The 21,252-nt window shown below is 44.2% G+C and carries 17 protein-coding genes; 7 read left to right on the plus strand and 10 right to left on the minus strand.

Annotated elements, in window-relative coordinates:
- Nucleotides 1-7: 7 nt before the first annotated feature.
- Both PHI47_RS07440 and PHI47_RS07445 read right to left on the minus strand, forming a co-directional pair.
- The gene (locus tag PHI47_RS07440; RefSeq protein WP_299935637.1) at nt 8-2,932 is read right to left on the minus strand and encodes an EAL domain-containing protein; all 2,925 of its coding nucleotides are present in this window, start codon (nt 2,930-2,932) and stop codon (nt 8-10) included.
- On the minus strand, nt 2,932-4,266 hold the full coding sequence (locus PHI47_RS07445; RefSeq protein ID WP_299935639.1) for a diguanylate cyclase: 1,335 nt from the start codon (nt 4,264-4,266) through the stop codon (nt 2,932-2,934). The genes PHI47_RS07440 and PHI47_RS07445 overlap by 1 nt, the downstream gene beginning before the upstream one ends.
- Before the next feature lie 226 nt (nt 4,267-4,492).
- Between PHI47_RS07445 and PHI47_RS07450 the strand changes: the two genes are divergently transcribed.
- The gene (locus PHI47_RS07450; RefSeq protein ID WP_299935642.1) at nt 4,493-5,821 is read left to right on the plus strand and encodes a diguanylate cyclase; all 1,329 of its coding nucleotides are present in this window, start codon (nt 4,493-4,495) and stop codon (nt 5,819-5,821) included.
- On the opposite strand, the gene PHI47_RS07455 is transcribed toward PHI47_RS07450, so the two are convergent.
- On the minus strand, nt 5,775-6,131 hold the full coding sequence (locus tag PHI47_RS07455; RefSeq protein WP_299935646.1) for a hypothetical protein: 357 nt from the start codon (nt 6,129-6,131) through the stop codon (nt 5,775-5,777). The two genes, PHI47_RS07450 and PHI47_RS07455, sit on opposite strands and share 47 nt — an antisense overlap.
- A 122-nt stretch (nt 6,132-6,253) precedes the next feature.
- Here PHI47_RS07455 and PHI47_RS07460 point away from each other — a divergent pair, with 122 nt between their 5' ends.
- The 3 genes from PHI47_RS07460 (at nt 6,254) to PHI47_RS07470 (ending at nt 9,188) form a co-directional block, all read left to right on the plus strand.
- Nucleotides 6,254-7,018, plus strand: a complete 765-nt coding sequence (locus tag PHI47_RS07460) for a M15 family metallopeptidase (protein ID WP_299935649.1) — start codon at nt 6,254-6,256, stop codon at nt 7,016-7,018.
- Entirely contained in the window at nt 7,018-7,476 is a 459-nt protein-coding gene (locus PHI47_RS07465; protein WP_299935652.1) for a nucleoside deaminase, read from the plus strand. The genes PHI47_RS07460 and PHI47_RS07465 overlap by 1 nt, the downstream gene beginning before the upstream one ends.
- Before the next feature lie 68 nt (nt 7,477-7,544).
- Nucleotides 7,545-9,188: a methyl-accepting chemotaxis protein gene (locus tag PHI47_RS07470; RefSeq protein ID WP_299935655.1), complete on the plus strand. Its 1,644-nt coding sequence runs from the start codon at nt 7,545-7,547 to the stop codon at nt 9,186-9,188.
- Here PHI47_RS07470 and arsC read toward each other — a convergent pair.
- Entirely contained in the window at nt 9,185-9,526 is a 342-nt protein-coding gene (gene arsC, locus PHI47_RS07475) for an arsenate reductase (glutaredoxin) (protein WP_299935658.1), read from the minus strand. The genes PHI47_RS07470 and arsC overlap by 4 nt on opposite strands.
- 35 nt (nt 9,527-9,561) lie before the next feature.
- Here arsC and PHI47_RS07480 point away from each other — a divergent pair, with 35 nt between their 5' ends.
- The 3 genes from PHI47_RS07480 to PHI47_RS07490 all read left to right on the plus strand — a co-directional run bounded on the left by PHI47_RS07480 (nt 9,562) and on the right by PHI47_RS07490 (nt 12,875).
- The gene (locus PHI47_RS07480) at nt 9,562-9,993 is read left to right on the plus strand and encodes a hypothetical protein (protein ID WP_299935661.1); all 432 of its coding nucleotides are present in this window, start codon (nt 9,562-9,564) and stop codon (nt 9,991-9,993) included.
- 335 nt (nt 9,994-10,328) lie between these two features.
- Nucleotides 10,329-11,669 (plus strand): cytochrome c, encoded by a 1,341-nt coding sequence (locus tag PHI47_RS07485; RefSeq protein ID WP_299935664.1) that lies wholly within the window; start codon nt 10,329-10,331, stop codon nt 11,667-11,669.
- 12 nt (nt 11,670-11,681) lie between these two features.
- The gene (locus tag PHI47_RS07490) at nt 11,682-12,875 is read left to right on the plus strand and encodes a hypothetical protein (RefSeq protein WP_299935667.1); all 1,194 of its coding nucleotides are present in this window, start codon (nt 11,682-11,684) and stop codon (nt 12,873-12,875) included.
- Between the two features lie 122 nt (nt 12,876-12,997).
- On the opposite strand, the gene PHI47_RS07495 is transcribed toward PHI47_RS07490, so the two are convergent.
- The 6 genes from PHI47_RS07495 to PHI47_RS07520 are packed head-to-tail and all read right to left on the minus strand — an operon-like array spanning nt 12,998 to nt 21,132.
- Nucleotides 12,998-15,073 (minus strand): TonB-dependent receptor, encoded by a 2,076-nt coding sequence (locus tag PHI47_RS07495; protein WP_299935670.1) that lies wholly within the window; start codon nt 15,071-15,073, stop codon nt 12,998-13,000.
- A 1-nt stretch (nt 15,074) separates the two neighbouring features.
- Nucleotides 15,075-15,893 carry an acyl-CoA dehydratase activase gene (locus PHI47_RS07500; RefSeq protein ID WP_299935673.1) on the minus strand — a complete coding sequence of 273 codons (819 nt, stop codon included), beginning with the start codon at nt 15,891-15,893 and terminating at the stop codon, nt 15,075-15,077.
- Nucleotides 15,890-17,161 carry a 2-hydroxyacyl-CoA dehydratase family protein gene (locus tag PHI47_RS07505; protein ID WP_299935676.1) on the minus strand — a complete coding sequence of 424 codons (1,272 nt, stop codon included), beginning with the start codon at nt 17,159-17,161 and terminating at the stop codon, nt 15,890-15,892. Before PHI47_RS07505 ends, PHI47_RS07500 begins: the two co-directional genes overlap by 4 nt.
- A complete protein-coding gene (locus PHI47_RS07510; RefSeq protein ID WP_299935679.1) occupies nt 17,151-18,164 on the minus strand; it encodes a 4Fe-4S binding protein in 1,014 nt (337 codons plus the stop codon). The genes PHI47_RS07505 and PHI47_RS07510 overlap by 11 nt, the downstream gene beginning before the upstream one ends.
- Nucleotides 18,151-19,098: a hypothetical protein gene (locus PHI47_RS07515; protein ID WP_299935681.1), complete on the minus strand. Its 948-nt coding sequence runs from the start codon at nt 19,096-19,098 to the stop codon at nt 18,151-18,153. The genes PHI47_RS07510 and PHI47_RS07515 overlap by 14 nt, the downstream gene beginning before the upstream one ends.
- A gap of 24 nt (nt 19,099-19,122) precedes the next feature.
- Nucleotides 19,123-21,132 carry a TonB-dependent receptor gene (locus PHI47_RS07520; protein ID WP_299935683.1) on the minus strand — a complete coding sequence of 670 codons (2,010 nt, stop codon included), beginning with the start codon at nt 21,130-21,132 and terminating at the stop codon, nt 19,123-19,125.
- Nucleotides 21,133-21,252: the final 120 nt, after the last annotated feature.

The raw sequence follows: 21,252 nt of genomic DNA on the forward strand, positions 1-21,252 counted from the left end.
CTCCCTTTTATCCAAGGAGTTTCTCAAACTCCTCAGCACGTACCGGCGGGCTTTTGAAATACCCTTGGTACATCGTACACCCTTTCTCTTTGAGAAAGTCAATTTGCTCAATTCGCTCCGTCCCCTCAGCCAATACCTGAAATCCTAACGCCTGTCCCATCGCAATAATTGCCGTAACAATCGCCATATCATCGGTTTCAAACGGGATATCATCCACGAAACTTTTATCAATTTTTAACACATCGATAGGGAACCGCTTCAAATACGCAAGAGAGGAATACCCCGTACCAAAATCATCGATAGCGAGCCGTATTCCGTACGCCCGAAGTGCATGAAGCATTGCCACCGCTTCCTCTTCACGCTGCATCAATGCGCTCTCTGTGAGTTCCAGTTCCAACCGATCGGCTGGATAGCCGCTTTTTTCAAGTGCAGCCTCAACCATTTCCGGAATATTTTGATGACGCACCTGATGAGCCGAAAGATTCACCGCCAATGTCAACCTATGCCCCTCATCGAGCCAGATTTTTCCCTGTCTGCACGTCTCATTCAACACCCATTCGCCTATCTCGCCGATCAGTCCCGTTTCCTCGGCAATCGGGATAAATTCCAACGGAGAAATCAATCCTCTCAACGGATCATTCCACCGTATCAGCGCTTCGGCTCCCACAATCCGCCCGGTTGCAATATGAACCTGAGGCTGATAATAGACTTCAAACTCCTGATTGATGATAGCTCGGCGAAGACGTGTCTCACACTCGATCCGCTTGCGTGCCGAATCGGTTAGCTCATCCGTGTAATACCGGTAAACTCCGCGCCCCTCCGATTTGGCTTTATACAACGCCGCATCCGCATTCTGAAGAAGGCTAGCCGAATCCTTTCCGTTATCCGGGAAAACGGCAATACCGACACTTGAGCCGATATGGATTACTTCCCCTCCTGAAAGCCGATATTCCTGTGCCAATGCACCGATCATCTCCTCAGCCAGCTTTCCGGCATCTTCAGGACGGACGGTATTTTCAATAACTACCGCAAATTCATCTCCGCCTAAACGGGAAATCATATCCCCCTCACGAAGCCTTTCCAAAAAACGTTGTGAGACCATCTGAAGCAACTCGTCTCCCGCACCATGACCATAACTGTCATTGATATCTTTGAATCGGTCCAAATCGAACATCAATAATGAAATCTCACTCTGATGCCGTTTCGCTTTTTCGATCGAATTATGCAGATGAGACTGAAAGAGAGCACGATTTGCAAGACCGGTCAGAGGATCATAATTAGCCAATGTCTCGAGACGCTCTTCATAAAGTTTACGCTCAGTAATATTGCGTGCTATTCCTAGCAACCCGTTTATAGCACCTGAAGCATCTCGTATCGGGGCTTTTGTTACCTCGAACGTCCCCTCATAACTCCCATCGGCAAACTTCAAATACTCTTCATTATTTCGAGGCCTCCCTGCACTGATTGTCGCTTTATCATTGTCACGAAAAAACTCTGCTAATGCCGAATCAACAAAATCAAAATCGGTTTTACCGATAATTTCAGACTCTTTTGCTCCAAAAAATCGCTCAAACGTAGTATTACAGGCCATATAAACACCGTCTAGATCTTTCGAAAAAATAAGATCCGGAATATTGTCTAAAAGGGTACGCAAAAACGTCTTTTGTTGTGATAGTGCAATCTGCTGATCCCGCAGATCCTGTTCCGCTCGCTTTTGATCGGAAATGTCTCGATACACGGCAATCATATGCGGAATATCCGAAAGACTAATCGCAACGACATTCACCCTTACATCATACAAACTTCCATCTTTTCTGCGATGGATGGTCTCAAAGCTGTCTCGTCCATCACGTGCTATGGCCGCAATATGGCTACGTGTTTCTTCCGGTGTTTCAATTGCACAGTAATCAGGTATATACAATTCAGCAAACTCATCAGCCGTATATCCCAATTGGGTGTAAGCCGCTTCATTAAACTCTATCGCCTCCATCGTAACGTTGTCCAAAAGAACGATACCATCTGGAAGTGCTTCCAACAGTTTACGCAGTTTCAATGCATTTTTTTCAATAGACTTTTTTTCATCCTGAAGCTGATGCTTGCGTTCATCCATCTGGCTAATCGTATTATTCTTTTGATCGATCACCCGCATCAAAAATTCAAAATAAGCACCGTGAACGGCATGCAGTACATCATGGCGACTCAACAATCCGACAAGATTTCCCCTCTCATCCTCTACGATCAGTTCATGAACACCGTGTTCTTCCATCAGCGCCGCAGCTTCCGGCAAAGGGATATCTTTTCGTATAATCTGAAAATCACGATGAATGAGTTTTGCAACGGTTACATCGCACGATTCTTTTTCGTGAGCGCACCAATGGGCAATATCACGCTCGGTTATAAGCCCTACCGGATGATTCCCGTCCAATACCACCGCATAATCGCATTTACGTTCTTTCATCGATCCCGCTGCTTCGACAAGTGAAGTATCAAGCCGAACCATAAGCGGCGATTCGCTCATTGCTTCAGAAACCGTTTTAAACTTACTCAGCTGTTCAAATCCAATATGGCGGAGGAAATCCCCCTCACTTACAACCCCGGTAAATCTACCGTTGGAATCAATAACAACCAAATGACGATATTTTTTTTCTTCCATCATCGTATAAGCATCATGCAAATAGAGGCTCTCATCGACGCATAAAGGCTTCGCTGTCATTACCGCAAACAAAGGACTCTGCAAATCGATTGCCTCGGCAACCACACGAAGCGCATCATGTTCGGTAAAAATTCCGATCGGACAGTTTTCATCATTGACGATGACAATGGAGCTGATTGCGTGTTCTGCCATAATCTCGAGCGCTTTGGCAATGGTTTGGGTGGATTGTAACGTAAACGCTGTATCCGATACAATCGATTTTAGAGTAATAAACTTCATTAGCGCGCTTCACACGCTATCGTACAATTTCGTCCCGCATCTTTGGCCGCATACATCGCACTATCCGCCCGTTCAATGGCGCTTTGAATCGTATCGTCTGCAGCCACTTCGGTGATGCCGATACTGCACGTCACCCGCCCGGCGCCATCAAACGCTTGCGTCTCAATAAGTGAGCGAATTTTTTCACCGACGCCGAATGCTTCATCGCACCCTGCATTTCGTAACAACAAAACAAACTCCTCGCCGCCCCAGCGAGCGAACATATCAGCTTCACGTACCGTAGAGCTGACCAAAGCGGCAAAATGCTTAAGGACAAAATCGCCGATATTGTGACCGTAGGTATCATTAACCTGTTTAAAATGATCCAAATCTATCATCACCAATGCGAGTTTTGTCGCATGACGTTTCACCATAGAGATCTCTTTCACAAATAATTCGGTAAACATATGGCGATTATGGACATCGGTAAGAGAATCTTTGGTCGCAAGTTCGGACAAATGACGATTGCGCTGTTGAAGAATCTGAGTAATCTCTTCAAACTGCCGAAAATGGTCCTGCATCAACTGCGACCATCGGAGATAGGTACGTGAGATCAAATCTTGCTGGGTCACAATTCCAACCACATGCTGATCGTCATTGGTGACAACAATCCGTTTAAAAGAGCGCTTGCGCAGGTATTCAAGCCCTTCGTTGATGGAAGATTTATCGCTGAGGGTCTCAACCGGAGAAGACATCACTTCCGATACACGCATCTCTTCATTTTTGGCTTCTCCGATAAATTTCAGAATATCTTTGGAAGTGAGAATTCCGACCGCATTGTTCCCTTCCTGAATAATCACGCAATCGCTGAGAGCGTCTTTCATGTAATCCAATATTTCCGCCATCGATGCATCGGGAGTGAAACTTTTAAACCCATATTTTTTCTCGAATATGGTCGAAAGCTGGAGTGAATCCAAAATAACTTGAGGATCAACACTCGCGACAATATCGCTGTTGGTAACCAGTCCGTAAAGACTCCCGTCTTGGTTGCACACACAAATATGTTCGTCAACATCATCGGTGAGATTAAGGGCGTTGATGATATTACTATCTTTCTCAATCACGGGAAGAGAGCGTAACGGTACTTGAGACAGAGGGGTTGAGAAAGGAGTTCCATCCCGTTTTAACCGAATAATATCTTTCGTTGAAAGGATATAATAAACCGTTTTATTTACCACCACGATACTGCGATGATTATGTTCATGCATTTTATTCAGGGCATCTTGAATGGTGTTTTGAATCGTTACCGTTATGACATTCGTGCTTGCAATTAGCCCAAGTGTGGGGAAAAACATCCTCTCTCCTCTTCTTTAATCTCTTTATTATACCGCTTGATATCTCAAAAGTTAGCGAAAATATCAAAAGTCGCTTAATGTCCAAATAATATACAACGTAATATAATCCATAAAATTAATCAAGGATATCGCCTGTTCCCATGAGTTCCCGCATGTTCTTTGCCCTTTATATCGGTTGCATTGTCCCATTGCCGTACCCCGGTTCTCATTCCAATACCCCTGTTTGATGGAATTTTTAGCAATCCCGTCTCTCGTTTTTGTTTTAGCCCTATGGGTTGCCCACTCACTTATTCTCAATCGCCGTCTCATTCAAAATCAAAAACGGTATCATCAATTTTTCAATGACTCTCCCGTAGCGCTTATCGTCATTGATCAAGAGTATCGTATTATCGAATGGAATCAGACTGCCGAAGCAATTTTCGGTTGGGAAAGCGGCGAAGGATTAGGGGAAGAGATTCTGGAGCTTATCGTCCCCAATTTTGATAAAGCCCATGTTACAAATATCCTCCAAAAAGCTGCTTCCGAGGGGATCAGTTACTCCAAAAATTACAATATTACCAAACACGGCAATGAAATTTTTTGCGAATGGCGCAACCGGCTGCTCGAAGGAGGACAAGGGGAAATTCTATGTATGGCTCAAGATATCACCGTCTCCCAAAAAACCCTTGATGAGCTTAATAAACGCTCCACTGCATTAGAGAGTGCCGGGGATGCGATCTTCTATACCGACGATAAAGGGCTTATTGAATTTGCCAACCGGAGCTTTTTCGCCCTCGCGCTTAACGATCAAAATCAATTATACGGAACCCACATCGGTAAATATCTCTTCAAAGAGCGGCTCGCGTTTAACACTATCCTCTCTTCCTTCGATCCCGACCATACATGGAGAGGTACCCTCTCTAAACCTTCCGGTTCCGACGATAAAATACTAAGTGTCACTATCACCGCGATCTACCATCGCAATCGTCTTGTCAGCTATGTTGCTAACCTCCATGATATTACCAAAATCACTTCTCATCTGGATGTACTGAACCATCGTGTACAACACGATCCCCTTACGGGTGCAGTAAACCGCTCCGCGATGAACGATCGGCTTCACCATGCCATTTCACGTGCCCGACGGACGCAGCAAAAAATAGCCCTCTTTTTTGTCGACATGAATGATTTCAAACGGGTCAATGACTGTTACGGTCACGAAGCAGGAGACCGGTTATTACAAAATGTCTCGAAAAATCTCCTCTCCTGCCTGCGCAACAGTGATACGGTGTGCCGCTATGGAGGGGATGAGTTTATCGTTATGATCGAAGAGATTAAAAGCGAGGAGCATTTGCAAACGATCCGGGACACGATCAATGCAGCTATTAGCGAACCGATTCTTCTGGATGCATCAACAACGCTCCGGGCACGTGCCAGTATCGGAATGGCACTCTATCCGGATCATGCTACTGACAGCGACACACTGATCAAAGCTGCGGATATGGCGATGTATGAAGAAAAAAAGAAGAAAATCAGCGAACAGGCACCAATACTTTGCGCTGACAATCACAATCACTAAAATAGACCCATCGTTCCTCATAAACCGGTTGTGGAGCATAAATTACGGGAGCCGGAGTCGAAACGCTCTGAACATAAGTCACATTCTCTCGGTTTGGCTCAGAAAGCACGTACCCTAACATCCCTCCGATCACGAGGGGGACAACCCAGTTCCCACCGTTGTGATGGTAATTTCCACGATTGTCATGACTATAATGCTGGATTGGAACATACCGTCCTCCTCGGTCATTATCATGACGATCAGCATATGCCGAAACCGATAAAATCATAACCGCACTTAAAACAGCGCTGATAGAACGTAATGCTTTCATAGGATACTCCTATTGTTTAGATAGCGTTATCATGACATATAAGTGTGAATCGATTGTGAAGATACAAAAATAGAGTGATTTGTTTATTATTCGATAAAATATGATCCATAATAGGAGTATATATGCGATCTTTTACTATTCTAACCGCTTCGGCTTTGCTTTTTTCTCTCTCTTGGGCTAATCCGCAATGTTACCTCGAAGGTTACCCCAACCTTGTCGCATCAGCAGATGAGAATGCGATTGTTCTCAAAGACGGAACCCGTTTTTCCTACCATACAAAAGATTCAAAATCATCATGGGATGAAAAAATAAACCATGCTGACCTTGCGACACAAGTAGAGCAACACTACGATGCAGGTGGTTATGATACACCGCCGTCATACCTTTTTGATCCGGGACGTCTGCGCTACCAACCTTTTTTTCAAGCACTCTACGGCAAAGATCAAAAAGCCATTGAAAAGAATCTTGTCCACATTAACTGGCCGACATTAAAAGGAACCCTCAACCTCCCCGTGAACAAAGTGGGCGGAGTGGATAAAAAACTCTATGCAATCGGTCAAGAGATCTCAAAACTCCCTAAAAGTGACCGTATCTGGGCAGAAGGAGCAACAACCTACTGTTATCGGGTGATCCAAGATACCGATCGGCTCTCTATGCACAGCTACGGTATCGCCATCGACCTCGCCCCGACCAAAACCCAATACTGGAAGGACGAAGCTCCATCAGAGACTGCTCACATCGGCTATCGCAACACAATGCCCGTATCTATCGTACGCATTTTTGAAAAATACGGTTTCATCTGGGGCGGACGATGGTATCACTATGATACGATGCATTTCGAGTATCGTCCTGAGCTCCTAGCACCGTCATGTGTAGCCAAAAATTGATGAATCACGGGATGCAAATCGCTTACGATGAAGCGATCAACGGTATGCACAACAATGACGGAGGTCCTTTCGGAGCTGCCATTATCCACAACGGAGAAGTTGTCGCTTCCGCCCACAACGAAGTGCTACGAACCAACGATCCTACTGCCCATGCGGAGATCAATGCTATCCGCAAAGCCTCTCAGATTTTAGGACGCTTTGATCTTTCCGACTGTATCCTCTACACCACCTGCTATCCCTGTCCCATGTGTATGGGCGCAATTCTCTGGGCACGGATTCCCGCTGTATACTATGGAGCTTCGAAGGCCGATGCCGCACGAGGCGGATTCGACGATAATCAGTTTTATACTCTTTTACAGCATCCGGATACCGCTCTCGATCTTCATCCTGTTGATACGGAAAAGACAAAAAAACTCTTCGATCTTTGGCTGGCTAAAAAGGATCGGATTCTCTACTGATCGTTAATGTGACCTTATTGTAACCATAAGGTTTTACACTTCCGCACTTTTTAAAAAAGGTGCACCCTATGGTTGCTAGGACCTCATTATCCTTATTTTCACGTCTCTCCATACGACAAAAAATCACCCTTATTGTCGTTATGGCTCAACTCTTTGCCCTTTTAGCTATTAGTATCGGGGTCATCGGCATATTTTTATCCAACACCTCTTTAAAGACCATTCACACACAAAGTCTCCAACCGCTGCAAAATCTCCGTTCTTGTAAAAATGCCCTCGACAAAGAGATACTGCAAAGTGCGACAAACCTCTCAGAAGGGGTCGGAGATTTCGAATCAACTCTAATCTCTGTTCAAAAATCGCATCAACATTTCAATGAACAATGGAGTGCCTATAGCAAAGGTTCCAAAACTCCCGAAGAAATAAAACAGCTTCCAAAGGCAAAAGAGACCATCGATCGGGCAGATCGTTCGATCGTTTTGCTCGAAAAAGCGATAAAAGCAAAAGAGCTTATGAGTATTCTCGACCTCCTCCAAAGTGATTTTCCCTACAGTATCACTCCCGCGAGTGCAGAGCTTGATGGCCTGATTGAACTCCAAATCACGAATGCAAACAATCTCTATCTTGTTGCACAGGAAGAGTTCAAAAACATCCTGATCCTCATTGCCGTCATTTTTCCGCTCGGAATGGTGATTGTCTATTTTGTACTCCATTTTATCACCAAATATTTGCTCAAGAAAATTGCTAATTTGACTAAAATTGCCCAACATCTTCGATCAGGGGATTTACTGGAACGGATTGATTCTAACGGAGATGATGAACTCTCAACTGCGGCAAAAGATATGAACGATTCAATGGAAGAGCTTCAAAAAATGGTTAACGGGATAAAATCTTCTTCCCAAAATAGCATCTCTTCCTCCGAAGAACTGAATAAAGTATGCACAATTATCAAAGGGCGACTCGAAGCGAGCGCAACGGACATATCTCAGACCCACACACAAATCGTCACCCTGCAAGATATTGTGCAGCGCACTTCAAGTGCATCGGATGACACAAATATCAAAATTGATGAGGCCTCAACTCACCTCTCAAAAGCCAGCGGACAGATTTCACAGATGAATAATGATATTCAAGCCGTTGCCCAAACGCAACAAACCCTCTCTGAGGATCTTAAAACTCTCTCGACACAGGCTCAAGAGGTCAAAGGGGTTCTTGAAATCATAGGTGACATTGCCGATCAAACCAATCTTTTGGCCCTCAATGCCGCGATTGAAGCAGCACGGGCAGGTGAACACGGGCGTGGATTTGCCGTTGTCGCGGATGAAGTGCGTAAACTGGCGGAACGGACTCAAGAGAGTCTATCAAAAATCAATCACACCATCCGTACAATTGTAGAAGCCATTGTTAATACCAGCCAAAAAATGGACAAATCTGCCGAAGCAATTCTCATCGTCTCCAAAGACTCAAGTTCCGTTCAAATCATGATTAAAACCTCATCTTCTTTGATGAATATTGCAACCACAAGCGTTCATACTTCCAACATAGGACTCGCAAATATCAAAGAGGGGATGAATTTAATTTCATCGAAAATAGATTCGATTAATGCAATCGCCTGCTCCAATACCACGAGTATCAGTTCCATAACCACGGTAGCCAACGGTATCGGAGAAAATACGGCGGAACTTAGTCATAAGCTTCAAAAATTTAGAACCTAAGCTAAAAAATCGATCACTTTTTCCACAGGACGACCGATCACAGCTTGGTTTCCATCGATCAGAATCGGACGTTCGATCAGTTTTGGATGCTCTGCCAATGCATCGATCAGTTTTGCTTCATCCGTAATTTTTGCAAGTCCCAACTCTTTGTACAAATCCTCTTTAGTACGCATTAGCTCTCGTGCAGAAATCCCCAATTTTTGCAAAAGATCAACAATCTCTTCCCGTGATGGCGGAGTATCGAGATATTTGAACACTTCGGCACTCCCACCTTTTTCTTCTAATAATTTTAATGCTTCACGCGATTTTGAACATTTCGGGTTATGCCAAATAATCATAGAATCTCTCCGATTTTTTTTGCTATTATACCCTTATGACATACACTAAATGGTTCCACAGCCACGCTGACAAACACAAAAATATAGTCGCTAAACTCTCAGCACGTAACTATACTCCTGAACAAATCATCAACTATTTTGAGTTTGACAACATGGTGCGCACTGAAAACGATTTTTGTCTTCTCTACGCGATGAAGACCAAATGCCACGATATTCCCCATCTCAACTGCTACTGGTGTGCCTGTCCCTATTTCCGCTTTAACGATAATGCCACAGCCGATAATGAGGGGAACACTCTATTTAGCTACTGCGCGATCAATGCACCTCAGGGAAAATCTTTTCAGCATGAAAACAAAGTTCATCATGACTGCTCTGATTGCACGGTTTCTCATGACACCAAAACCATTCTCAAAAACTTTTCGACGGATTGGAAAGAGACGATGAAAGCGTGTAATTTAACCTTCTAATTTTTTTAAAAAAAAATTCTAATTGCTTAACACAAAATTAACACTAACTGTTCATAATCTTATCTACGGAAATTACTATTTAGGAGAAACGAAGGAGAAAAACAGAAAAAAGCCAACCAACGATCCGTCTGCTCTATGAATTGCAGCTCTCAAGCAGACGGAAAAACGTATTGCATTGCAACGCCCAAATTATAGCGTTTTTTTCTGCTATTTCTCCGACGTTGTCGTGCGTACAGACCTATTTAAAAACAGGAAATGTATGTTCGATATTCTCTCGCAACACCTACATCCCCTCTTTTAAATACCTAAACACTTAAATCTCACAGGAGGATTTTATGGATATGTTAGGATTGTATCCCTTATTTTATGTTCCCCATTTTGGCTCGGCATGGCTAATGGGGCTGACAGGTGCTATTCATATTATGGCATCTCACACATCTGTAGGTGCAGCGCTTTTGTTCGCATTTTTGGCTCACAAGGCGCAAAAAGAGAACCGCACCGATTTGTATGATTATATGAAACGCTATGGAATGTTTTTGCTGATCTTCTCATACGTTATCGGCTCCATCACAGGACCGGGTATTTGGTATACGGCAACGGCGGCAAGTCCCAGAGGAATCAGTGCCCTCATCCACAACTTTGTATGGGTATGGGCTACGGAATGGGTATTTTTCGTCTACGAAGTACTTGGTGTTTTTGCTCTCATCTATTTTATGGATAAAGTAGATCGAAAAACCCACCTGAAACTCACCTATACTTTTGCGATTGCTTCGGTCGGAACCCTCGCATTGATCATCGGTATTATCAGCTTTATGATGTGGCCGGGGACAGAAGCGTATTACACGACAGGTTCTGCCAGCGATGCGTTTTTCGGTATTAACACCTTCCCTCATATGTTTTTACGTATCGGATTCATGATTATGATGTCAGGGATCATCGGGATGATTATCTCTTCCGCCATGCGCAAAGAGAATAAAGCTCTTTCTGAAGAATTGACGCAAAAGATGGGATGGGTCAGCTTACTGGGTGGTTTCGTCACCGTCTTTTTCTTTATGTGGTATGTTAATACCCTTCCACTTAATGCGCACACATTGCTCGGAATGCAAAAAGATGCGATCGTTATGAACCGTATTATTCTTGCTGTTTTGTTCTCGATCTATTTCTCTATCGCGATTATCAAACCGCAATGGGTCACTCGCACACTTGCCATCACGATGATGTTTGTGATCGGTATTGTGGGCGTATGGCCGGGTGAAAAATTGCGTGAAAGTATGCGTAAACCATGGGTAGCGGGGCAATACGTCTACAGTGATCAAATCATCGGAAGAGATGTCCCCGGCAAAGGGATCAAAGATGAAACAGGGCGATTGTCCGAAAAAGGGTTGTTAAAACTTGACCTTTGGATTCCTGAACGTCTGCGCACTATTACCCCTGAAAACAAACTCGAAGTGGGAAAACTGCTAACGCGTATTGCCTGTTCAAACTGTCACTCTCTCGAAAAAGATGGTGTTTACCGACCACTTATACCATTAGCAGGGCCTATGGGTGAAGCAGGGATTAAAGACTACATGAAGAATGTCATCGGTACGGGCTCAGTCGCCTATATGCCAAAAATTTCTCTTCCGGACGAAGAGTATGATGCGATGGCCGCCTATATTGCCTCGCAAGCCAAATAAAGGAGAAAAATTATGGATGCAACATTCATAAATACAATGAAGGATGCTGCCGGCGTACCGTTTTACCCGGTAGTATTCCAAGGACTTTATGTCTTAACATGGGCTCTGCACGCGGCTTTTGTATTATTGGCGCTTGGCTCTATGGGACTTTCGATCTATGGAAGTACTCAACAAAAAAGTGATCCCTATTGGAAAATACTGACACCACATCTCATTATGACCGGCAAAATCAGTATCTCGATTCTAATCGTTTTGGGAGTTGCCCCGCTGTTGTTCACTCAGGTCATTTATGATTCGGGTTGGTATGTAGCAAATACCCTCTCAGGAGCATGGGTCTTTATCTTTATTTATGCGCTTGTCATCGGATATACAATGTACTATTGGTATCAATACTCCAATAAAAAGGGCTCATCGAGTAACACCCTGATCGGAATCGTCTCGTTTGCCATCTTGGTATTTTGCGGTGTCTTGATGCACAACTTCGCGGTTGAAGCGATCTCACCGACAAAATGGATGGATTGGTATGCACCTAATGGTGTAGTCGATAACTCCGGATGGAATATGCATCTCGATCCTCTTCGACTTGGATTTATGGTGAGCTTGATGATTCCGGTGACCGGAATTTTTATGCAAAACTACAGCCGATTTTTGAGCACACGAAAAGATTTTGAACCGAAATATCTCGAATTTGTTAAAAAATTGGGCACCAAAATGGCTATTATCGGCTTGCTCATCAGTGCGGCATTGTTCACCGTATGGATGCAAAAAGAGAATCTCCTTTTACATCCGCTTTCATTGACTACGGTTGTTTCGGTCGTTATACTCCTATTATTAGCGATGGGCAATAAAAACAGCTACCTTACTACTGGAGTGCTTGTCATTGTTGCACTGTTGATCTCAGGTGTCAGAGAGCTTATCCGCTATAACATTATGTCCGGTATCGGATACGATTTGTACGGTTATCACATGAATCTAGAGTGGGAAACGATTGCGATGTTCTTGCTGACGTTTGCCATACTCGGATTCACAGGGATTGCCTTCATCCTGACTATGGCATGGAAGGTCGGAAAAACAGAAGGTGTCTATACGGCAACTGAAGGTTCAGCCGTATCTCGGCTCGCTAATGCTTCATTGGCATTGTTTATACTTTGGATCACTGTTTATTTCGGATGGGGAATGGTAGCTCTATTTAAAAATACGCTCTAATTCCCTTTATCAAGAAAGTCCCCTGTGGGACTTCTTGGTGTTTTTACACGAGAGTCTTACTTGCAAAATCGACCTCCTTAAAGATTCATACCATCTAAGGCTCTCATGTCAAAATATCGATCTTACCACTTCCCTTCAACCGATAAAAGAACCTGTGGTTTTGTGTGCTCTTTATCCACTTGAGTTTGGGTGATCGCTCCCCCTGCATCGTACAAACGTGACGTTGTCTCTACGGTTGAAGCAGTGATATTTTTCACGTTAAACTGCAATTTAAACGCTTTATTGAGCCGTTTATTGGCATAGAGATCGAGTGTACCGTACCCTTTTTGCGATTGGGATATGAAATACTCTTGCGGATCATCGTATCCGCCGACGTAGCGATAAGCCGCTCCATAGGTAATTTCTGACGCTTTGAGGGTATGGTCAAAACCGAGGTTACAGGTAAAACTCGGTGTTTGTAAAATCTCTCTTTTGACTCCCGTTAGAGTGTTGGTGAGCGATGAGTCTTGCAAGGTTGCATTGGCGAAAATACCGAAACCTTCCACATACTCTTTGAGCGATTTTTTAAGCTCTAGCTCGAGACCCCACAATGACCCCTCTCCTGCATTTTCAGGGGTTTGCTCATAGCGTCCCGATACGGAGTTAAAACGGATCGCATTTTCGATTTTATCATTGATGGTTCGATAAAACCCGCCGATACTCGCCAAGCCTTTATCCTCAAAAAAGTGTTCATACCGAAGCTCATAACTCAGTGCTTTTTCTTCGTTCAAATTCGGGTTTCCGATCACATCGGGACGATGGATGCTGTTTTCATCGAGGGTGCTGTTGGTACTCGCCGATAGTTGGCTGAGTCTGGGGAGACGGACGGTTTTAGCGACACTCGCACGGATATTGTCTTTTGATGTCACCTGAAACAGTGTGTGCAGAGATGGCGCGAAGTAACCCAGATTTAACGTCGCACCATAGTCTCTATTTAATGTCTCATAGCGGAGTCCTGGGGTAATGACGATCCCCTCATTCAATGTATATTCGTCTTGGATATAGAGCGAGAGTTTGTCCTCTTTCATCTGGATTTTATCGTTCACCGAGGTGACATCTACCCCGTTTAAAATCCTTGTGGTTTCATCGATCTGATCGCTTCTTTTGAGTTCAAATCCGCCTTTCATGAAATGATCATCTCGAAGTGCCGTATAATCCCCCTGAAGACCGTAAAACCGACTCAATACATAATCGTGCTCTTTACGATTGGTAGCAGAAGGGGTCGATAATGACTCTAAATCACCGCGCTCTTCGAACGAGTGGATTTTTGCTTTCCACTCAAAAATATCATCTCCGAATCGGTGCTCTGCCCCCAATGCTGACCAAAGCATCGTGTTGGTCGCATCGTCATGACTTCGGTAACGGCTCGTTGGAGTAGCTGAGCCCTCGGTCATAGTCGTCGAAGTGATCGTGTCACTATCATGATTAAACGTCACCGACCCGTCATAGAGTATTTTAAGGCGTGAGGAGGGGGAGTAGTTGAGCTTTGCACGCACACCCACGGAGCGATTTTTGCTCCTATCATCACGCTCTTCATTGGTATCCAATGCTGTTTTATCGGTAACAATATCCGTCCGATCTTCTTTAATATTATTAGACGCATTCAGATTTACCAAATACGAAACTTTATCGAGTTTCCCTTCTCGTTGCACATACGCGGTTTCGCTCAAATCCTCACCGTAAGCACCGAGTGTCACTTTTGCAGAGGTTCGCCCCTCCGATTTTGGTTTTTTGAGAACAACGTTGACGATCCCCCCCATCGATTCGGCAGTGTACTCCGCCGAACCGTTCGTCATCACCTCGATCCGCTCAATCATATCGGGTGAAATCTGCTCCAGAGGACTAGAGCGTTTACTGGTTCCGGTCGAGGTTGCTTCACCGTCGATCATCACCACCGTATATCCCTTACCCGGAGCACTAGCGGGGCCTTTACCATTTGGGATCGTTACTCCGGGGGTGCGTCGGAGAATCTCTAACGCATTCGAATCACCGTATTGTGTTAATTCCTCTGCGTTGATAATCCGTTTTGCGATGGAATTGTCCCGTCGCTCATCGATAGCGGTATACACCTGGGCAATTTGGATTTTATCGAGGGTAATAATCTCTTGCGCACAAACACTCGAACCTAAAATGATAAAATTTAAAAGATGATGATTCACTCTATTTCCCTTCTTCGCTTTGCATATTACACATAAACGCATCACACGCCAACACTGCCGCACCGTAGGATGTCGTGATTTGCGGATACTCAGGGACAAAAATTTTATGCCCCAGCTCATTTTCGATAGCGTTCACCAACCCATCATTGAGAGCAGGTCCTCCGTCGAAATAGACGTTCTCTTTAACCCCTACCCGTTTCACCAGTTTTACGATCCGTTTGGCGATAGAGTAATGCACTCCCGAGACGATGTCTTCGACGCTGTGGTTATTGCCTAGCAATCCGATAATCTCCGATTCGGCAAATACGGCGCACGTACTACTGATCGAGAGCGGTGTCCCCACTGATTTAAAATGATAATCACTCAGCTCATCCACCCCAATTTCCAGATTCATCGCTACGACATCGAGAAATTTTCCCGTCCCCGCCGCGCAACGGTCATTCATAGCAAAATTGACCACATTCCCCTCGGCATCGAGTGAAATCGCCTTGCTGTCTTGTCCGCCGATGTTGATGATCGTTTTGATATTTCCGTAGCTTTTGGCGGCTTGTTGCGCTCCGATGGCATTGGCAGTAATCTCGCTGATATTTTCATCCGCCTCTTTAAACAGCTTACGACCATATCCGGTGGCTACCGTATAGACCACCTCGCTCTCATCAATACTTAACTCTTTTAGCAGCTCTGCCAACGCCTCTTGGGCGTATTTGTAAAACATACTCCCGCTTGCGCTGATTTTATGCCCGATTAGATTTTTATTCTCATCCGCGACACTGATTTTGATCGCGGTAGAGCCGATATCTATTCCTACAAAATATCTCATTTTTTCATTCTCTTTCGATTTTTTAATGACTCGATAAACGCTTCAACCCGCGTCGTAAGCTGTCCGTGTTGTGAGGGGCTGTAATCGCTCTCGATATAAAGAATCGGGATACCCTCACGCTCCATTGCCGCCAAGACACTGCGTTGTTCCATCTCATACACCTGACACCCCGCAAACGCCTGATAGATCACCCCATCACCGCTGTAACTGCGCACCAGTTGGATGATTCTGCGGATTCGGTCGTCATTTTGAGTGAATATCGGGCAAGTACACGCTTTGAGATATTTATCCGAAACCGAATCGATCATGTCATAGAGATTCCACTCATCCACTGCCACCATATCGTTAAACATACGATTCGAACTGCACGTCTCATCGGCGACGATGATTGCATCGCTCTGTTCGATAATGAGTGGGATTTTATAGTTGGGGAAAATCGGCGGTGAACCGGTATAGACGATACGCGGACTCGCTTTTCCAGCCACGTTGATACTATCACTCGCCCGTTGTTCCAACTCTGAAACCAGTTTTTCGACCGCACTTATCCACTCATCTATTTTGTCAAAGAAAAAAGCGTTCGTGACCAAAAACATATCGACACCCAAAATCGGAACTGCTTTGTTTTTTCGAAACTCGGTGAGCTTATGATAGAGCGATTGTGCATACCCCACCTTTTTAATCGCACTCTCCAGATTGGATCTTGTCAGCTTTTTCCCCTGAAATTTAGAGAGTTTCACGGCGAAACTTTTGACACTCTCGCGCCAATAGTGACGACTCTCTTCACTCTCTTTGGTACGAGGAAATCCGACATCGATTACGGTATGTCCGAAACTCTCGATGATGGCTCCCGCTTTGGTCTTTTGGTCGCATGTCGTCGGAGAAAAAGTGATGTCGGGCTTATCGGAAAAATTATCCGAAGCGAACCACCCCACTGTTGCTTTGACCAGCGGGCACGACTTTTGAGGCAACAGATCACCACCGATCTCATCGTCGGTATAAAACCCGTTACAGAGTCGGATCGGTACAGCGTCCAGTGCATAGATGATTTCCGAGGGGATTTGGATACACATCGTCCCGATTTTCGCTTTCCCCTCGTGGAGCGGATGGTGATGACAATAGACTTTTTCAAACAAATCGTAAAAATAGCCCATGCTCTGGATTGGGGATTTAAAATCCTCCCGAAGTGCATTGAGGACGCTTATCGCCTCCATCGCTTTATGGCGGTTTTGACGCTCTGCCGATGTCTCAATCGTGTGTTCAGTGTGCATGATTCTCCTTGATCTGATCCATCGCCATCCGTACGAGAAAGCCCTCTTTGGTCGATTCGAAAATAGTGGCTCCCATAAAATTAGCCTCCAAACACCCATTCTCAGGACACGCCGCGACACATTTGAGACAGAGGGTACAATCTTCGGTGACTAGATTTTTGCTCGTCACGTCATCGGCGATCTCTAAAATATCCATATCGCACGCGCGGTAACAATCGCCGCATTTGGTACATTTTGAACCGTCTTTATAGAGTTTGAGCAGTGCGGGTTTCGAGAAAATGTACTGCAACGCCGCCATCGGACAAAAATAACAAAAGAACCGCTTTTTAACGAATGATCCGACCAAAAACAGCCCGACGATTATCATCCCCAACGTCGTCATCACCAAATCCGTTTTCGACGAAAAGTCGATATAGAACTGATTAAAATGACCCGTAAATGCCGGAATCATCATCCGTCCGGGACAAATATCACAAAACGGCATCGAGAGACCGTTGGGGAGTTTCGGAAGTCCGAACACCGAGTTGGCGATCATCACAGGAAGAAGTAACAACAAGATCAACAAGATGTATTTAATACTTTTGATCTTCCCGCGATTTGCCCATGAATATTCACTGTAACGAATTTTGGTTTTTTCACGCACCATCGTGAGCCAGTCTTGCATTGTCCCCAGAGGGCAGACGAAACCGCACCACCCTTTATTCAATGCCCAAAACCACACCGCAAACATCCCCAAAGAGATGAGAAACGCATACCCCGCAAACCCGACGAATCCCTCAAGCGGATGTTTTAAATCATGTTGAAGCTCTCCGACATAACATTTGCCTCCTGTCCCCTCTCCGTTAAACACACACGCAAATGTCGGAAGTTTATCGCCTAAATCAAGCCCGATATATCCCCCGTAAACGACCAAAACAAACGCGACAATCTGAAACCAAAACCGAAACCGTACGAGATTCATATTATTCACCGCACGGCGGAGACTAAACTTATTCTTCGTCAAAATAAATCTCCTTGGGCGTTTTGCGTTTGCGCCGTCGGTTGTAATACAGCCCCAGAGAAAAGACCAACATCACCCCGATAGCGGTTGCAAACCCTAATACTTGTGATTCGTATTCAAGCGGCGATGCACCAAACGAGAGGGGTAAACTCATCACATATCGGACACCATGATAGGCTTCGCCCTTGTACACCCCCGATTCGTTCACATCATACGACGCTTCAACAATCATTTTTTCAGAACGTTTTTTCTCTTTTTCGGTAGTCGCATAGGTACTGCGCGGAATTTCGAAGGAGAGCACCCCCTCATCATCGGGTTGGATCGTAGCGTTCCAACCGCTCTCCATACTCACCCGCAATGACACGTCTTTTTGCACTTTCCCTTTGTAATACACCGTGAAAGGGGCAATATCACCTGAGTAAAGACAGCAGTTAATATGGTGTTTACGAATCGGTCTCTCCATCACCAACTCAAAAGGAAGCTGCGCGAGAGGTTTCTGATCATAATGCGAATCGTTCGTTTTCCCTCGAACCTCTTTGAGTAGCGTTTGAGAAATATTCCCCTCTTTGTTGTGAATTCTCATCGATGAAAGGTTGACGTGAAGAACACCCTCTTGAACTGATTTTTGTTCAAAATAGAGACGATAACCCCCTTTGTGTATCGGGGTAAAAGCGATTTTCCCGCCCGTCACATTCAGCTCGCTAACCGCATGATCCATATCACGAACATAGACGACGGCATTTTTAAAATCGTGCTCTTTTTTATTCTCCTGAAGTGTCCCTTTTTTAATGACAAATTCTTTGATATTCGGCGCTTTTTCGCCGCCGCTACAACACGATTTTTTCTTGGATTCATCGAGCCATAGTGAATCTTGTGCAAAAAGAGAGACACACATACACATCGATATAACCGCTATCTTCAATTTAAACGTGAACATTCTCACCTACGTCTCCTTTTTTTTTCAGAATGTCACTTTTAACGTACCGAAAACAATCCGCCCCGGAGAAACATAGTATTCGGTATAGCTTTTATCAAATAGATCATCGACAGAAACGCTCGCTTCAACATTGCTTCCGAATTTGCGAGAAAGTTTTAGATCCAACGTCGTATAACTCTCATATTCAGCCGTATTAGCATCATTGCTGTAGCGATCACCGACATATCGTGCAGAAATTTTGCTATCTACCAGATTCGGGTTTGCGTACAACAGACTGAGTGTCCCTTTATGCTTTGGAACTTCAATCAGATATTTACCCTCCAGCGCTATATTTTCTGTATACTCTTCAATCTTGGAGATGTTATAGGTATAGTTCGCAAGCACATGGAGTTGCTCAGAAATCGGATAAGATGCATCAACTTCAAGTCCCTGTATTTTTACTTTCCCGACATTCGTTTTGGTTTGTGCGGCTGTGTATCCTCCGCTCGGTGCAGTAGTGATGTAATAGAAAAAATCTTTGGCATCATTTTGATACGCTGTTAAACTAATTTTTCCGTCATTTAAAATCGTTTGATCCACCCCTACTTCGTAGGAGACAACACTTTCTGGTTTTAGATCGGGGTTTCCGTACCAAATTTTCGATCCGGATACAAACGTATTGTATAAATCTGATAGGGTAGGGGCTCGATAAGCACTACCCGCAGAAACTCGGAAGGATGTATTATCATTTAAATGGTATACCGCACCGATTTTTGGGCTAAACCCGTTGGTCGATGTCCTGTCATAATACGTATCCGTTGTAGCCAAAGAGCTGTCATACCCATGACCGTCATAATTCGTCCATGAATCGTATCTTCCCCCTAGATTGATGATCCAGTCTTGCCCTAAAAATATCTCATCTTGGAAAAAAAGACCTAGGTACTTTTGCTTTCCTTCAACTTTGATATTTTTTCCGCTCCCGTCAATATAATGGTTAAACCGATCGATACTCCCCTGACGAAAATCAACACCGGTGACAAACGTACTGGTTCCGAATAAAGGATCATCCGTATAGGGTGCCGTCCATTGAATCATCCCTCCTCGATCAATATTGGTACTGGAACTCTCATATTGAACAGCCGTTTTAGCCGTATTGGCAGAGTCATAGTCGCTGTATTCATCTTTGATAAAGGCTTTTACCATTAACTCGGTTTCATTACCGAATGTTTTCGTATAACCGGTCGTATACGTTTTTTGTTCCTGAGTATAAGGGTTAAACTCATTGATAGGAAGTGTCCCCGTTGTCTGATTATCATAATACGATCCCGAAAGAAATACCGAAGATCTCTTATCCAAATCATACGTTACTTTACCGTTGAGATTATTTCGCTCCGTCCCTTTGTCACGTGTATATGATTTAGTATTTACAGAAGTTTCAGGATTATAGCCATCACTGGTTGTTCTATCTCCAGAGAGAACATACCCTACTTTGCCCACTTTTCCCATCGTTGAAAGCGAGGCAATTTTAGTATTCATACTCCCATAACTGAGTGTTACATCACTTTTGGATTCGCTGGTTGGATTTTTTGTAATGATATTAATAACCCCACCCATAGCACCCGAACCATACAATGCCGATGTTGCCCCTTTTACTATTTCAATTCTTTGGATCGTTGAGACAGGGATTCTATTCCATTCAATATCTCCACCATAAAGATCATTCATCGGTACACCGTCTATAAGCAGTAATACGCGTCCCTCAGTCGTCCCCCCGAATCCACGCATAACTACCTTGTTAGACGTTCCGCTCGTCACTGCACCCATGCTGTGCTTTAAATCCAGACCAGACACTTCTTTGAGCAATTCATCCGCACTTTGGGCAACAGAGTTCTTGATCTCTTGTTGTGTAATTACTTCTATACTCGCAGGGACATCGATAACTTTACGTTCCGTACGCGTTGCTGTAACCGACACATCTCCTAAATCAACAACTTCACTCGCATAGGCACTACTGCAAATTATAATCGCTGCCATTGATAACTTAATTGGATTCATTAATATCCTTGTATTAAAAAAATTCAAGAATTATTTCAAAGAAGTGTTACATTAGTGTTAACTTAAATTAACTACTTAACACTAATGTAACACTTTTATTTCATAATCGCACTCTTAATA

This window comes from Sulfuricurvum sp. (genome assembly GCF_028713855.1).
In the GTDB taxonomy this organism is placed as follows: domain Bacteria; phylum Campylobacterota; class Campylobacteria; order Campylobacterales; family Sulfurimonadaceae; genus Sulfuricurvum.